The 14284-nt window shown below is 62.7% G+C and carries 14 protein-coding genes and 1 tRNA gene; 7 read left to right on the forward strand and 8 right to left on the reverse strand.

The window, feature by feature from the left end; all coding sequences use genetic code 11:
• Nucleotides 1–67: 67 nt before the first annotated feature.
• Both NKI22_RS26140 and NKI22_RS26145 read left to right on the forward strand, forming a co-directional pair.
• Complete coding sequence (locus NKI22_RS26140) at nt 68–1441, forward strand: glutamate--cysteine ligase (protein ID WP_023716461.1); 1374 nt, start codon at nt 68–70, stop codon at nt 1439–1441.
• A 103-nt stretch (nt 1442–1544) separates the two neighbouring features.
• Nucleotides 1545–2621: a DUF937 domain-containing protein gene (locus tag NKI22_RS26145; RefSeq protein ID WP_352493846.1), complete on the forward strand. Its 1077-nt coding sequence runs from the start codon at nt 1545–1547 to the stop codon at nt 2619–2621.
• Between the two features lie 176 nt (nt 2622–2797).
• Here the strand turns inward: NKI22_RS26145 and NKI22_RS26150 are convergent, their stop codons facing one another.
• Complete coding sequence (locus NKI22_RS26150; RefSeq protein ID WP_023716459.1) at nt 2798–3088, reverse strand: DUF1127 domain-containing protein; 291 nt, start codon at nt 3086–3088, stop codon at nt 2798–2800.
• A gap of 178 nt (nt 3089–3266) precedes the next feature.
• On the opposite strand from NKI22_RS26150, the gene NKI22_RS26155 reads away from it, so the two are divergent.
• Complete coding sequence (locus NKI22_RS26155; RefSeq protein ID WP_023716458.1) at nt 3267–4223, forward strand: LysR substrate-binding domain-containing protein; 957 nt, start codon at nt 3267–3269, stop codon at nt 4221–4223.
• Nucleotides 4224–4282: 59 nt separating this feature from the next.
• On the opposite strand, the gene NKI22_RS26160 is transcribed toward NKI22_RS26155, so the two are convergent.
• Nucleotides 4283–5710: an MFS transporter gene (locus NKI22_RS26160; RefSeq protein ID WP_352939283.1), complete on the reverse strand. Its 1428-nt coding sequence runs from the start codon at nt 5708–5710 to the stop codon at nt 4283–4285.
• A 133-nt stretch (nt 5711–5843) separates the two neighbouring features.
• Here NKI22_RS26160 and NKI22_RS26165 point away from each other — a divergent pair, with 133 nt between their 5' ends.
• The 3 genes from NKI22_RS26165 to NKI22_RS26175 all read left to right on the forward strand — a co-directional run bounded on the left by NKI22_RS26165 (nt 5844) and on the right by NKI22_RS26175 (nt 9520).
• Nucleotides 5844–6746 (forward strand): LysR substrate-binding domain-containing protein, encoded by a 903-nt coding sequence (locus NKI22_RS26165; protein ID WP_352939286.1) that lies wholly within the window; start codon nt 5844–5846, stop codon nt 6744–6746.
• Nucleotides 6747–6819: 73 nt separating this feature from the next.
• Nucleotides 6820–8385, forward strand: coding sequence for an exodeoxyribonuclease VII large subunit (xseA, locus tag NKI22_RS26170; RefSeq protein WP_352939289.1), 1566 nt, complete (start codon nt 6820–6822; stop codon nt 8383–8385).
• Nucleotides 8386–8392: 7 nt separating this feature from the next.
• Nucleotides 8393–9520: a DmpA family aminopeptidase gene (locus NKI22_RS26175; RefSeq protein ID WP_352939292.1), complete on the forward strand. Its 1128-nt coding sequence runs from the start codon at nt 8393–8395 to the stop codon at nt 9518–9520.
• A gap of 61 nt (nt 9521–9581) precedes the next feature.
• Here NKI22_RS26175 and NKI22_RS26180 read toward each other — a convergent pair whose 3' ends face one another.
• From NKI22_RS26180 to NKI22_RS26195, 4 genes are all read right to left on the reverse strand, one after another.
• Nucleotides 9582–9836 (reverse strand): DUF768 domain-containing protein, encoded by a 255-nt coding sequence (locus tag NKI22_RS26180; protein ID WP_023719384.1) that lies wholly within the window; start codon nt 9834–9836, stop codon nt 9582–9584.
• A gap of 510 nt (nt 9837–10346) precedes the next feature.
• A complete protein-coding gene (locus NKI22_RS26185; RefSeq protein ID WP_352939295.1) occupies nt 10347–10691 on the reverse strand; it encodes an Atu4866 domain-containing protein in 345 nt (114 codons plus the stop codon).
• A complete protein-coding gene (locus tag NKI22_RS26190; RefSeq protein ID WP_352939298.1) occupies nt 10691–11419 on the reverse strand; it encodes an SDR family oxidoreductase in 729 nt (242 codons plus the stop codon). Before NKI22_RS26190 ends, NKI22_RS26185 begins: the two co-directional genes overlap by 1 nt.
• An 82-nt stretch (nt 11420–11501) precedes the next feature.
• Nucleotides 11502–12254, reverse strand: a complete 753-nt coding sequence (locus NKI22_RS26195; protein WP_023719387.1) for an SDR family NAD(P)-dependent oxidoreductase — start codon at nt 12252–12254, stop codon at nt 11502–11504.
• Between the two features lie 137 nt (nt 12255–12391).
• Between NKI22_RS26195 and NKI22_RS26200 the strand changes: the two genes are divergently transcribed.
• Nucleotides 12392–13315 carry a LysR family transcriptional regulator gene (locus tag NKI22_RS26200; RefSeq protein WP_352547841.1) on the forward strand — a complete coding sequence of 308 codons (924 nt, stop codon included), beginning with the start codon at nt 12392–12394 and terminating at the stop codon, nt 13313–13315.
• A 44-nt stretch (nt 13316–13359) separates the two neighbouring features.
• On the opposite strand, the gene NKI22_RS26205 is transcribed toward NKI22_RS26200, so the two are convergent.
• A tRNA-His gene (locus NKI22_RS26205) sits at nt 13360–13436 on the reverse strand.
• A gap of 345 nt (nt 13437–13781) precedes the next feature.
• Nucleotides 13782–14240: a phasin gene (locus tag NKI22_RS26210; RefSeq protein WP_352482378.1), complete on the reverse strand. Its 459-nt coding sequence runs from the start codon at nt 14238–14240 to the stop codon at nt 13782–13784.
• Between the last annotated feature and the right edge of the window lie 44 nt (nt 14241–14284).

Consider the following 14284-nt stretch of genomic DNA (forward strand, 5'->3'; position numbering starts at 1 on the left):
TTGATTGGGCACATGATCCTTTCCGAAAATCGAAGCCGATTTTCGGGGTCATGTGCGGAGGGCTGTTATGGCGCGCGATACTACCGATTTCCGGCCGATAGAAAGCGTCGACGAACTCGTCGAGCATCTGGCCGAAGGCAACAAGCCGCGCGACAAATGGCGGATCGGCACCGAGCACGAGAAATTCCCGTTCTATATCGACGGCAATGCGCCGGTGCCCTATGGCGGCGAGCGCGGTATCCGCGCCATCCTCGAAGGCATGCAGGACAAACTCGGCTGGGACCCGATCATGGATGCCGGCCGCATCATCGGCCTGGTCGAGCCGACCGGCCAGGGCGCGATCTCGCTGGAACCCGGCGGCCAGTTCGAACTTTCCGGCGCGCCGCTGGAGACGATCCACCAGACCTGCCGGGAAGGCAATGCGCATCTGGCGCAGGTACGCGAGATCGCCGAACCCATGGGCATTCGTTTTCTCGGCCTTGGCGGCAGCCCGAAATGGTCGCTGGCCGAGACGCCGAAAATGCCGAAGTCGCGCTACGAGATCATGACCCGCTACATGCCCAAGGTCGGCACCAAGGGTCTCGACATGATGTATCGGACCTGCACCATCCAGGTGAACCTCGACTTCGAGAGCGAAGCCGACATGCGCCGCAAGATGCAGGTGTCGCTGAAGCTGCAGCCACTGTCGACGGCGCTGTTTGCCAACTCGCCCTTCACCGAAAGCCGGCCGAACGGCTTGCAGAGCTGGCGCGGTGAGATCTGGCGAGACACCGACAACCAGCGCTCCGGCCTGCTCGAATTCTGTTTCTCTCCCGATTTCGGCTTTGCCGATTACGTCGAATGGGCGCTCGACGTGCCGATGTATTTCGTCATCCGCGACGGCCAGTACCATGACATGACGCACATCACCTTCCGCCAGTTCATGGCAGGTGCTGCCCGTAACGAACTGCCGGACGGGCTGCCGACGATGGGCGACTGGGCGAACCATCTGTCGACGCTGTTCCCCGACGTGCGGCTGAAGCGCTTTCTTGAAATGCGCGGCGCCGATGGCGGGCCGTGGCGGCGCATCTGCGCGCTGCCGGCCTTCTGGGTCGGGCTGCTCTACGATGCGGCTGCGCTCGACGCGGCCGAGGCGCTGACCTCGAGCTGGAGCTATGACGAAGTGCTGGCAATGCGCAACGCAGTGCCGGAACAGGGCATTTCGGCGCCCTTCCGTAACACGACGTTGCGCGAGATCGCCCGCGACGTGCTCGTCATCTCGCGCATGGGACTGAAGAACCGCGACCGCAAGAACCGCGACGGCTATGACGAGACCTCGTTCCTCAACACGCTGGACGAGGTCGTCGCGCGCGGCACGACCAGCGCCGAAGAGATGCTGTCGGCCTACCACACACGCTGGGGCGGCTCGATCGAGCCGGTGTTCATGGAATACGCGTATTAACGCTTCGCTATCCGCATGAGCCACGGTCCGGCAAATTCGCTTCAATCAGTGATGGAAACGAACTAGGCTTCTCCAAACGAGGATTTTCCCGGAGGAGAAAACAATGCCTTCCTTGTTCGATATTCTGGCACAGGCCCAGAACGGCAACGGCATGCAGGCGCTGGCCCAGCAGTTCGGGCTTTCGCAGCAGCAGACGCAGGCGGCGGTCGCGGCGCTGCTGCCGGCCTTTTCGCAGGGGCTGAAGCGCAACACAGCGGACCCTTACGGGCTCGGCTCCTTCATGACGGCGATGGCCAGCGGCCAGCACGCCAAATATTTCGAGGATGCAAGCCGGGCCTTCTCACCGCAGGGTCTCGATGAAGGCAACGGAATTCTGGGGCATTTGTTCGGCTCGAAGGATCTGTCACGCGCCGTCGCCAGCCAGGCCGCGCAAGCGAGCGGTGTCAGCCAGCAGGTCCTGCAGCAGATGCTGCCGGCAATCGCCTCGATGATGATGGGCGGGCTGTTCAAGCAGACCACCAACCAGTTAGGCGGGCAGATGCATGCGGCAGGGGGTGGGCCCGGCGGCGGCAATCCGCTCGGCGAGCTCATCGAGCAGATGATGCGGCAGGCGGGCGGCGGCAGCCAGGCGCCGGCCCCTCAGCCTGCAGGCCCGGCGGACAATCCGCTCGGCAAGGTCCTGCAGGATATGTTCGGCGGCGCACAGCAGCCGCAACAGACGCAGAGCCCTTACGGCGACAACCCGCTCGGCAAGCTGTTGCAGGACATGTTCGGCGGCGGGCAGCAGCCGCAAACCCAGCCGCAGCAGACACAGAACCCTTATGGCGACAATCCACTCGGCAAGGTGCTGCAGGACATGTTCGGCGGCGGCGCGCAACAGCCGCAGCAGCCGCAGAACCAGCCCCAGCAGACACAGAACCCTTATGGTGACAATCCGCTCGGCAAAGTACTGCAGGACATGTTCGGCGGTGGTGCGCAACAACCGCAGCCGCAGGCGCGTCAGGCCCCCCAGCAGCCCCAGGCGCCGCAGCCGCAGGCCAATCCGAGCGGCAGGCCGAGAAATCCGTTCGACGACCTGTTCGGCAAGATGTTCGAGACGGGTGCCCAGCAGCGCGACGACTACCAGAAAGGCATGGAGTCGATCTTCGACCAGTTCAAGCAGGGTATGGGCCGGCGGTAGACTAGACACCGGCATCCAATCATCAGTGCCGCCCAAAAAAGAAAGCCCGGTCCTGGGAGGACCGGGCAGCGCGCAGGCTGGCCGGGGGGATCCGGCAGGGAGTGGGGAGCCTGCGTAACTTGGTGGCTTCGTGCCTCAAAAAGGTTCAATGCGACCAAAATCGCGAATTTGTGCGATCAGGCCACCTTGCGGGCAATATCCTCGATCGTTTCGGCGCGCTCGACCGCGATGACGCGAAGCCTCTCGGTCGGATCGCGGCCAAAGGGCACACCGACAGCGACGTGCAGGTCGGCGCGGGTCAGACCGATGTCGGCGAGCTCGGCATCCGACATCTCGCCGAGGCGATAAAAGGCGCGACGGTTTTTCCAGGCGCGGTAAACATTGGCAGCGGCATTGGCCACGCGCGTCGCAACGGCCGGACGCGAGGTGATGCGCGAGGTCTCGGTAGCGAAATCAAACGTAGCCATGTCGGTCTCCTTCACATTCGAACGAGCGAAACCAGTCGATCGGGCGCTGGCGACAGCGGCCGTTCCGGCTTCGATTCACATGCCTTCATGTGGACAGTCGGAATTTGCCACGGCGCGATTGATTAATCCAACGAATGTTTCTAATCTTTAGCATCAACATCAATGATGGATTAGACCGATGAAAGCGCCGCTCGATCTCGATCAGTTGCAGACCTTCATCTCGATTGTCGACACCGGCAGCTTTACCCGCGCGGCGGAAGCCGTGCATCGCACCCAGTCTGCGGTGTCGATGCAGATGCGGCGGCTCGAAGAGCGGATCGGCAAGCCGCTGTTCGAAAAAGACGGCCGCACCAACCGGCTGACCGAGGAAGGCGACAGACTGCTCTCCTACGCAAGGCGGCTGCTCTATCTCAACAAGGAAACACTGGCCGCCTTCGACGACCGCCGGCTCGAAGGCACCATCCGCATCGGCACGCCGGACGACTATGCCGATCGCTTCCTGCCCGAGATCATGGCGCGGTTTGCCCGTTCCAACCCGCATGTCGAACTGACCGTTATCTGCGAACCGACGCCGGGACTGGTCGAACACATCAAGCGCGGCAATCTCGACCTGGCGCTGGTGACGCACAATGACGCGCGCGGCCAATCGGAAGTGGTGCGGCGCGAACCGCTGCTGTGGGTTACCTCGGCCAATCATGCGACGCATGAGCAGCCGATCCTGCCGATGGCCTTCGGCCGGCCGAACTGCATCTGGCGGCGGGCCGCCGCCGACGTGCTCGACCAGCAGAACCGCGACTACCGCATCCTGTTCACCAGCTTCTCGGCCACCGTTATCGCCGCGGCGGTGCTTTCCGGCCTGGCGATCTCGGTGCTGCCGGAATGCGCGCTGCGGCCCGGCATGCGGGTGCTGGGCGAGGCCGACGGTTTCGGCGCCCTGCCCGATTGCCGCATCGGCATCATGCGCGGCCAGACCTCGCGGCCGGAGATCGTCGACGCGCTCGCCCGCCATATTTCGGAAAGCCTCGACAATATTTCCGTGCCGCTCGGCGAGGAGACCGGCACGTTCGATTTCGCCGCCCTCGCCTTCGCGAAGATGAAGCGGACCAAGCCGAACCAGATCCTGCCGGGCTGGTAGGGCTTCGTGTCTCATAGCGCCATGGGGCCTGCCACCGCGGAGCCGATGCAAGTTAGGGCTCAATGACGACGGAAATTCAGTGCGACGAGGATCATCGCCGCGGTACCGGCAGCGGCGAGATAGACGGCCATCCGCACACCCTCAGCGGTAGCGACGCGCAGCGCTTCTCCTGTCAAACCGCCGGTGCCGGCGTTTGCAACGGCTACCAGGACAGCCAGCCCCACCGCGCTACCGACCTGCTGACCCGTGGATGCAATGCCTGAGGCGATGCCTTGCTCATGCGCGGCCACGCCCTTGGCTGCGGCTGCGAACATTGTTGGAAAGGTGATGCCGCCGCCGAGGCTGAAGACAATCAGTCCGGGGACCAGGTCGGCATAAGTGCTGTCCGCCGACATGGCCATGCCCAGGCCCGCCGTACCAATCGCGCCGATCGCAAGGCTGACGACGAGTGTGTTTCGTGTACCCAGACGGGTCGCCATCCGACCGCTCAGCGCATTGCCCGACAAGACGGCCAACATCGGGACCATGAAGGCGAAACCAGTCTGCAGAACGCCCAAGCCCTGCACTGTCTGGAAGTAGAAAGACAGGAAATAGAGCAAAGAACCGAACGTGGCGGTGAACAGGAATGTGGTGACGACGCCGGTGCTGAGGTTGCGGTTTGCCAGCAGCCGCAGCGGCAGCAACGGGTCGCGGCTATGCGCCTCTATGGCCACGAAGAGCGCCAGCAACAGGATCCCCACGGCAGCGCTGACCAGAATACCCTGTGAGGCCCAGCCGTACTCTGGACCCTGGACGAGCGTGAAAACGAGCAGGGTGGTACCGACCGTCGCCGTCAATGCGCCCGGCAGATCGAACTTGCCGCCTGACTGGTACCCGCTGTCTCCTAGAATCACCGGAAAGGCCGCCACGATCGCGATGCCGGCCAAAGGCACGTTGACGAAGAACACCGCCTCCCAGCCGAATGCCTGGGTCAGCACGCCGCCAAGCAACGAGCCCAGAACCATGCCCCCGGCACCAGAGCCGGCCCATACGGACAAAGCGATATTGCGTTCGCGACCTTCGCTGAAGGTGGTGTTGACCAGCGACAGGGTGGCCGGGAAAAGAAAAGCGCCGCCCAAGCCCTGCACGGCGCGCGCGGCAATCAGGATCTGAGGCGTCGTGGCGAAACCGCCGACCAGCGAAGACACTGCGTAGAGGACAAGCCCGAAAACGAACATTCGCCGACGCCCAAGCAGGTCGGATGCCCTGCCTCCAAGCAAGAGGAAGCCGCCAAACGCAACCGCATACGCACTCACGACCCATTGCAGGGTCTGCGCCGAGAAGCCGAGGCCCAGGCCGATCTCGGGCAAAGCGACAAAAACGATATTGTAGTCGATCGAAATAATAAGCTGGGCAAAAGCCAGCAATGTCAAAACCAGACCAAACCGTGGTCGGGCCGATACGTCAGCCACGCTCGAGTGGTGGCTCATATTCAACTGGTCGGTCATGCCGATTCCTTTTTCCAAATGGAGCCCAGCACCCGCTGATCAGCGCGGCAATTGGCAAGGTAGTATCTGGACGAAACAGCCAAAATGGCATAGAACTGGAAGCATCGTCCTCTATTGGCAACGATGTGCGACTGTGCTGGATCTGAACGATCTTTATTATTTTGCGAAGGTGGTCGAGAAACAGAGCTTCACTGCCGCAAGCCACGCGCTTGGACGATCAAAGTCCAACATCAGCCGGCGCATCATCGAGCTCGAGAAACAGCTGGGCGTCTGTCTTATCCAGCGAACCTCCCGCAGCTTCGCCGTCACTGATATCGGCCAGGAGGTCTATCAGTTTGCTGTGGGAATGCTGGTCGAGGCGGAATCGGCCGAAGGCGCCGCGGCGCGACGACTGGCCGAGCCCAGCGGTACGGTCCGCTTCACCTGCTCGATCGGCATGGCGCAGTCGTTCCTGGCGGAATTGCTACCCCGGTTCCTTTTAAAGTTTCCCAAGGTAAACATCATCCAGCACGCGACCAACAGGTATGTGGATCTTGTCGACGAGGGGTTTGACCTTGCGCTTCGCGGCCATGTCGAGCCGCTGCCCGATTCCAGCCTGATCCAGCGTCGGTTCGCGCCGACGCCCTGGCATCTTTTCGCCGCACCCATCTATCTTGCCGGCGCAGGCACACCGACAAGCCCACAGGACCTTGCCGACCATGGCGGCCTCGCACTGAACGGGCTGACCGGCGGGGCGGTCTGGAATCTGCGCAGTATCGGCGGCGAGACTGTCCTGATGCCGCTCACGGCGCGCTTGCGCAGCGACGATCTGGGAACACTGAAACAGGCTGCCATTGCGGGCCTGGGGATCGTGGCGCTGCCGGCCTATTTCTGCCAGGCCGAAACAGGCAATGGCATATTGCAACGCATCCTGCCGCAATGGACGGCGGGAGAAGCTGGGATCACTTTGCTGTCGCCTTCGGGGCGCAGCCTGTTGCCGGCAGTTCGAGCGTTCAGCGATTATCTGGCTGCCGAATTTTTGGCCGTAGCGAGATGATGGGATCGCGTTATGACACGCGGCCGGATACAGGCGCCTTGACGGCGGCCAACAACCGTCCCCCAATCGGCCGATGAGCGACACAGCATCCGAATCACGCACCAACGCCACCGAGTATACGGTGAGCGAGATTTCCGGCGCGCTGAAGCGCACGGTCGAGGACGTCTTCGGCAATGTACGGGTGCGCGGCGAGATTTCCGGCTATCGCGGGCCGCATTCCTCCGGCCATGCCTATTTCTGCCTGAAGGACGATCGCGCGCGGCTCGACGCCGTGGTGTGGAAGACCACGATGAGCCGGCTGAAATTCCGTCCAGAGGAAGGCATGGAGGTGATCGCCACCGGCAGGCTGACCACCTATCCCGGAAAGTCCAACTACCAGATCGTCATCGACAATCTTGAGCCGGCCGGTGCCGGCGCGCTGATGGCGCTGCTGGAAGAGCGCAAGCGCCGGCTGCAGGCAGAAGGCCTGTTCGACGCCGGCCGCAAGCGCCTGCTGCCCTTCATGCCGCGCGTCATCGGCGTCGTCACCTCGCCGACAGGCGCCGTCATCCGCGACATCATCCACCGCATCAAGGACCGCTTTCCGCTGCATGTGCTCGTCTGGCCGGTGCGGGTGCAGGGCGAAATGGCGGGAGCGGAGGTGACCGCTGCCGTCAACGGCTTCAACGCACTGCCATGGGACGGCGCCATCCCGCGGCCCGACCTGTTGATCGTGGCACGCGGCGGCGGCAGCCTGGAGGATCTGTGGGGCTTCAACGACGAAGCGCTCGCCCGGGCCGTCGCCGCTTCGGCCATTCCGTTGATTTCCGCGGTCGGCCACGAGACCGACTGGACGCTGGTCGATCTGGCGGCGGATGTGCGGGCGCCGACGCCGACGGGCGCCGCCGAAATCGCCGTGCCGGTCAAGGTCGACCTCGAAGCGACGCTTGCCGGTCTCAGCGCACGGTTGAAGACCGCGGTGTCGCGCAATTTCGAACGCAAGCGGCAAGCGGCGCGCGCGGCCGCCCGTGCGCTGCCCTCGCCCGACCAGTTGCTGGCGCTGCCGCGGCGGCGCTTCGACGAGGTGACGAGCCGGCTTGGCCGGGCGCTGTCGGTCAGCGTCGAGCGCAAGCGGGCCAGGCTTCTGGGGCAGCGGCTGACGCCGGCTACCTTGTCGCGGCGCATGAACGAAGCCCGCACGCTGATCCGCCGCGACCTCGCCCGTGCGCAAGCGGCGTTCCTTGCCATCGTGCGCGAGCGTCGGGCGCGGTTTTCGCGCACGGCGGCCAGACTGTCACCGGCGCCGATCGCGAGGCGGCAGAAACTGCAAGGCGATGCCCTGCTGGCCCTGACGCGACGGCAGGACCACGCGATTTCGAGACGACTGGACCGTCTGCGTGGAAAACTGACGCAGGCCGATCGGTTGCTGGCGACGCTCTCGCACAAGGCCGTGCTGGCGCGGGGCTTCGCACTGGTCAAGGATGTGGACGGCGCGGTGGTCAAGCATGCGGCGGACGTGGTGTCGGGAATGGCGCTTTCGCTGGAGTTCGCCGACGGCACCGCGGATGCAGTCGCCATCAGTGGCACGGCGCGGCCGAAGACGGTTGCCAAGCCCGCGGCCAAGCTCAAGGCGCCGGGCGGCCAAGGTTCGCTTTTCTGAGGAAGAAATGACCGACCCTCATCTTGCGACGCCCTCGGGCAAACCGCGCGCCCGCGCCTTCGCGATCCCATTCGATGGCACGCCGGGCCGCTTCAACGCCATCACCGATGTGCCTGGCGTGACGGTCGGCTATACCACGCTGATCTCAGGGGACGGGCCGCTCGTTGTCGGCAAGGGTCCGGTACGCACCGGCGTGACCGCGATCCTGCCACGGCCCAGGGGCGAACTGGCCGTACCGGCGTTCGCCGGCGTGTTCAGCGCCAATGGCAATGGCGAACTGACCGGCTCGCATCTGATAGAGGAACTCGGAGCGTTCAATCTTCCCATCACCATCACCAACACGCATTCCTGCGGCGTCAGCCGCGACGCAACGCTGCGCTGGATGCAGAAGGTGCTGCCGCAATCGCTCGACAGCGCCTGGGCACTGCCGGTAGCGGGCGAGACTTATGACGGCTTTCTAAACGACATCAACGGCCACCATGTGAGCTTCGAGCATGTATTTTCGGCGCTCGAGATGGCTGAAAGCGGGCCGATCGAAGAGGGCAGCGTCGGCGGCGGCACCGGCATGATCACCTTTGGCTTCAAGGCGGGATCGGGCACATCCTCGCGCAGCGTCGACTGGAACGGAGAGCGTTTCACGATCGGCTGCTTCGTCCAGTCGAATTTCGGTGCGCGGCGGAACCTTGTCGTGCGTGGCGTCAGGGCCGGAGCGGAACTCGCCGAACCGGCGATCCGGGACAACACGCCGCGAGCGGAAAAGAGCTCGATCATCGCGATCGTCGCCACCGATGCGCCATTCATGCCGCATCAGTTGAAAAGACTGGCGAAACGCGTGCCGCTCGGCGTCGCGCTGACCGGCGGCTATGGATACAATTCATCCGGCGATATTTTTCTCGCCGTCAGCACGGCCAATGCCGATGCGGCGCGCGCCGCCGCCGGCAAGCTGGTCAGCGCCGGCTACATACCGGATGCCGACATCAACCCGTTCTTCGACGCCGTCGTTCAGAGCGTGGAGGAAGCCATCCTCAACGCGCTGGTCGCCAATGATGACATGACCGGGCGCGACGGCAATTTCGTGCCGGCGTTGCCGAAAGCATGGCTCGAGGAGAGATTTGGCAAGGCTGCGCGGCGATAAGACCGCGCAACTGCATCAGACAGGCAATAATCGCCCGGCAGGTTTTGCCGGGGGCGATCCGTCAGCCGGCAGGCTTGTTGGAATTCTGCTCGTCCTGATCGGCCTCGGCCGCCTCTTCGAGCCTCGAAGCAATGAGCTCCTGAATGTCGCCGACCTCTTCCTGGATATCCTCCAGGGGTATGCCGGCTTCGGCAGCTTTGGCCGCACATTCCCTGGCGAGGGTCTCGGCCTGCTTCTCGATTCTGGCTGGCGAGGGCTGGCAATGGACTTTTTCGCCAATCCACCCGCGCAAGAACTCGATCGCGTGTTCACTCATACTGCTGTTTCCCTAGCGGCTATGCCGATTGGTAATCATAAACGTCGGCATCTTCGAAAAGATGCGTGCTGCCATTCGAGCCGAGTCGGCTTCGCCCGGCAAGCCGAACTTGTCCGAGGTCCACAGAGCTGAAGGGAATGGAGGGTTCAAGGAGCACGTTCTAATTCTTGAGGACTGATTCTCTCGACGAAACTCGTTCGACCCGCGCTATTGTTTCTATTTGCTTTTTTTCGGTTTTCAAGCCGTTTTAGATCACAATAGATGTCGCAATGACTAGCACATTTACCGCGCTCTCGCTGGCACGAGGTAAAAGGCGAGCCGTCAAAGCCGCCGCTATATAGTGACAACCATTTGCAATGTCGACTCTGCTCGCGGTCCTGCTTCTTTCCGCCGCGCTTGCGTGAAGATATGTGGTGTGACCGGCCTTGCAGTGCAAGCTGCCGAGCGTCTCATGCAAGGCATGCAATAGCGTCTTGTGGAACCCTGAAGTGCTTGTCTCAGGGTGGCTCTCTACCGCCGGCGGTAAAGGATCATGCCGGCATGATAGAGAACGCCTTCGACGAACTCACCGTCCGCGGTGAAGCCCGCATCGTCCCAGTATTCTATGTGGTTGCCCTGCACTTCATAGCGTCCCCGATAGGCGCTCTCGCGGTCACCGCGCGCTTCGTCATAACGGCCGTTCGGCAGGAGTTCGTGCCTGATATGGCGATCCTCGGTGACCCACATTCCGACATAGGGGTGATCTTGGCGCGTCATTGATTCCTCCGCAAGGATTGGAGTTGAAGGAAGGGTCAGGCCGGTTGGGGCTACAGCAACGGCAATACCCGTAAGCACTGCGGCCAAAGTGGATCGCATCAATGCGCCGCCTTCGTCGGACGCACGACGATCTCGTTGACGTCGACATCGTCGGGCTGTTCGATGGCGTAGCGCACGGCCCTGGCGATCGCATCGGGCTGTAGCGCAATTGCGCGCCATGTTTTCATGGCGGCGGCAGCGGCTTCGTCCGTGATCGTGTTCGCCAGTTCGCTTTCCACCACACCGGGATGAATGCAGGTTACGCGGATGGCGTCACACTCCTGGCGGAGCCCATCGAAAATCGCTCGGACGGCGTATTTCGTTGCGCAATAAACGGCAGCCGTGGGCGCGACGGCCAGTGCGCCGATGGAACCGATATTGATGATATGCCCGGAGCCGCGTGCCGTCATCTCCGGCAGCACCGCCGCGACGCCGTACAGAACACCTTTGATGTTGACGTCCACCATCAGCTCCCACTCGTCGACCTTCATGGCTGCCATGGCCGAGAGCGGCATGACGCCCGCATTGTTGACGATGACGTCGACCTGGCCCCATTCGGCCCGCGCAGCATCGGCGAATGCTGCGACATCCGCCCTTTTGGTGACGTCGAGCGCTCGTACGCGAACGATTCCACCAGCTGCCTCGATTTCGGCTGCGAGGACTTCAAGGCGGTCGGTGCGCCGTGCGCCAAGCATCAGCTTTGCACCTGCCGCGCCAAGTTCGCGGGCGATGCCAGCACCGATGCCGCTGGAGGCACCGGTGATCAGAACAACTTTGTTCATGGTCATCGAGATGATCCTTTTGGTTCTTTTCACGATGTGAAGGGATGGCGTGCGGGTGAGCTCCCGCGGGGCGCCAGCCTTATTTGGGTCACTGGGCGGTGTAGCCGCCATCAACCAGAAGCAGGGCCCCGGTGATGAAGCTGGACGCAGGCGAGGCTAGGAAGGCGATGGCCTCGGCAACTTCTTGCGGCTGGCCGATCCGGCCGATCGGATGCGCATCGCCAAAGCTGCGCAGCATCTCCCGGCCATTCTCCACCACACCTTCCATGATGTCGGTTTCGATCACGCCAGGGGCAACGGCGTTGCAGCGAATGCCCATGCGCCCGTATTCGATCGCGATCACCTTGGTCAGCTGTGCGACAGCCGCCTTGGAGGAGGCATAGGCCGCCTGCGTCTCGAAGGCCGCGACGGCCGAGATCGACGAGACGTTGACGATCGCGCCGCCACCGCCGGCGGCCATCAATTCCACCGCGGCACGGGCGGTGACGAAGCTGCCGCGCGCATTGATCTGCAGGATGCGGTCATAGTCGTCGACCGAGGTCTCCGTCAGACGTTTGTTGAGCGTGCGACCGGCATTGTTCACAACGATGTCCAGTCGTCCGAAGCGCTTCGCCGCGAGTTCGACCGAGCGTCTGGCCAGAGCCTCGTCAGCGACATCACCGACCAGGGTTGCCACATCCTCGGCTTCCAATTCACGTACAGTGTCGCTGAGATCGCTTGCCACGATCCGGGCACCCCTGGCACGCAGCAGCTCCGCCGTGCAGCGGCCGATGCCGCGTGCCGCGCCCGTCACGAGGGCGACTTTTCCATCCAGGTTCCAGGAGGAAGGCAGTGATGTCATGGGTTATCTCCTTGGTCATCCGGCATCGGCTTGATCGGGAGGATCAAGCCTTTCTTGCCATTGCGACAGAGATAGAGCCATGGCATTGTCGCGATAACCCGCCCGCTGGTAACCTCGATGGTAAGTTTAGCTAACCAATGGACATCGATCTCAATGCAATTGCCGTCTTCGTCACAGTGGCCGAGGAACGCAATTTCCGCGCTGCGGCAGACCGGCTGGGCGTGACGCGCTCGGCGGTCAGCCAGAGCGTCCTCAGGCTTGAACAGCGCCTTGGCATCGCATTGCTGCAGCGCACGACACGTAGCGTAAATCTGACCGAGGCGGGCGAGCGCCTGCTGGCGAGCGTCGCACCGGCGATCGCCGACGTGAACGCGGCAATCGAAGCCACCACGGAGTTTCTGGACCGCCCACGCGGCCGGCTGCGGATCGCGGTTTCGTCGATCGCGGAGACGTTTCTGTCAGGGCCGTTGCTGGCGTCCTTTGCAGAAAGATTTCCCGAGGTGCATCTGGATATCGTGGTCACCGACGAGGAATTCGACATCGTTGCCGAAGGTTATGATGCGGGCGTGAGGCTCGGCGAAGTGATCGAGCAGGACATGATTGCCGTGCCGGTATCGGGCGATCAGCGACAGATGGCCGTCTGCGCCCCGCGCTATCTCGAAAAGTTCGGAGCACCCGCCCATCCGCGCGAGCTTGTGGCTCATCGTTGTATCGGCTGGCGGCCGGCGCCGGGAGTTTCGCCCTATCGGTGGGAGTTTGGCGAGGACGGGCGCGAGTTCGACGTGGCGGTTGCGCCCGAGATCACCACTAACGACATGTGGCTGATGATCCGGCTGGCCGTTGCAGGCGCCGGAATCACGTTCGGCATGGCGGACACATTCCGCCCCTGGATCGACCGCGGCGAGCTTGTGCCAATCCTCGACGACTATTTTCCGCCGTTTGCGGGCTTCTATCTTTATTTTCCCAGCCGACGGAATATCGCGCCGAAGCTGAGAGCCCTTGTGGATCACCTGCGCGGTGCGCGTCAGGCGGGATCGCAGGTGACCGCGCCAGGGTCGTAGAGATCGCTTGGCGCTATTGGTCAGAAACCTGGCTGAAAGCTGAATGGTACCGTTGGCTGGGATCGAACCAGCGACCTCCGGATCCACAATCCGGCGCTCTAACCATCTGAGCTACAACGGCACGCTTGCCCGAGCGATATCCAGACGGAACGTTCATTCTCCGGGACCCGCTCTGTCGTTCGGCGATGCGTCCATACGGGCTATCGGAGTTTAATTCAAGGCTTTTGGCAAAGCAAAAGATCGCTCCGGCATCGCGTCATTTTTCGCCGGACAAAGAAAAGGCCGGCGGGAGGAGGTGCCGGCCTTTTCCTGTTACGAGCCAGCGGGAGGAGGTGCTGGCTGGTCACCCCGGTAGGCAGAGGGAGGAGGTTCCACCCGCCGGGTATTCACTTAAACCACTATATCGCACATCTATTTGTCTGACGAAATGCGACCTTTTGATGCATCGCCAAATTGTGTTCAAATATTAGGCGATCTTAATTTCTTTCACGGCCTTCTCGAAGGCGGTTTTGATCGGCTTGGATACGTCCTCGGCCGCCTTGGCAGCAACCGCCTGGAAGTCCTTGGCCTGCTCAACGGTCATTTCGACGCGCTTGCGCAGGAACGCAGTCTGCAGCTCGACGACTTCCGACAGCGACTTGGCGCCAATCAGGGCTTCGAAATGCGAGAAGCCGGCCTCGGCATTGGCGCGCAGGGCGGCGATGGTCTTGAGCGACAGGTCGCTGGAAACGGTCTTGGCGGTCTCGTAGGTCGACTCCAGAGCCTTCTGGGTCTCCTCGGCGCCGGTCTTCAGCTTGGCATAGGCCTCTTTCGACTGCTCGACGCCCTTTTCGGCGAAGGCGCGGATCTGATCGGTGGCCTTGGAAGCGTCGAAGCTTGGGAATTCAACGTTTTCGATCGTGTCGGCGGTCTTGGTCCTGGACATTTTCCATCCTTTTCAGCGGCAGCGGCTTTGACAGAAAGCCGTCT

Origin of the sequence: Mesorhizobium sp. M0778, assembly GCF_040320105.1 — a bacterium.
In the GTDB taxonomy this organism is placed as follows: Bacteria; Pseudomonadota; Alphaproteobacteria; order Rhizobiales; family Rhizobiaceae; genus Mesorhizobium.

Coding starts and splice junctions, on each gene's coding strand:
- NKI22_RS26140 (WP_023716461.1), top strand. CDS start 68: ATGGCGCGCGATACTACCGATTTCCGGCCGATAGAAAGCGTCGACGAA.
- NKI22_RS26145 (WP_352493846.1), top strand. CDS start 1,545: ATGCCTTCCTTGTTCGATATTCTGGCACAGGCCCAGAACGGCAACGGC.
- NKI22_RS26150 (WP_023716459.1), bottom strand. CDS start 3,088: ATGGCTACGTTTGATTTCGCTACCGAGACCTCGCGCATCACCTCGCGT.
- NKI22_RS26155 (WP_023716458.1), top strand. CDS start 3,267: ATGAAAGCGCCGCTCGATCTCGATCAGTTGCAGACCTTCATCTCGATT.
- NKI22_RS26160 (WP_352939283.1), bottom strand. CDS start 5,710: ATGACCGACCAGTTGAATATGAGCCACCACTCGAGCGTGGCTGACGTA.
- xseA (WP_352939289.1), top strand. CDS start 6,820: ATGAGCGACACAGCATCCGAATCACGCACCAACGCCACCGAGTATACG.
- NKI22_RS26175 (WP_352939292.1), top strand. CDS start 8,393: ATGACCGACCCTCATCTTGCGACGCCCTCGGGCAAACCGCGCGCCCGC.
- NKI22_RS26180 (WP_023719384.1), bottom strand. CDS start 9,836: ATGAGTGAACACGCGATCGAGTTCTTGCGCGGGTGGATTGGCGAAAAA.
- NKI22_RS26185 (WP_352939295.1), bottom strand. CDS start 10,691: ATGCGATCCACTTTGGCCGCAGTGCTTACGGGTATTGCCGTTGCTGTA.
- NKI22_RS26190 (WP_352939298.1), bottom strand. CDS start 11,419: ATGACCATGAACAAAGTTGTTCTGATCACCGGTGCCTCCAGCGGCATC.
- NKI22_RS26195 (WP_023719387.1), bottom strand. CDS start 12,254: ATGACATCACTGCCTTCCTCCTGGAACCTGGATGGAAAAGTCGCCCTC.
- NKI22_RS26200 (WP_352547841.1), top strand. CDS start 12,392: ATGGACATCGATCTCAATGCAATTGCCGTCTTCGTCACAGTGGCCGAG.
- NKI22_RS26210 (WP_352482378.1), bottom strand. CDS start 14,240: ATGTCCAGGACCAAGACCGCCGACACGATCGAAAACGTTGAATTCCCA.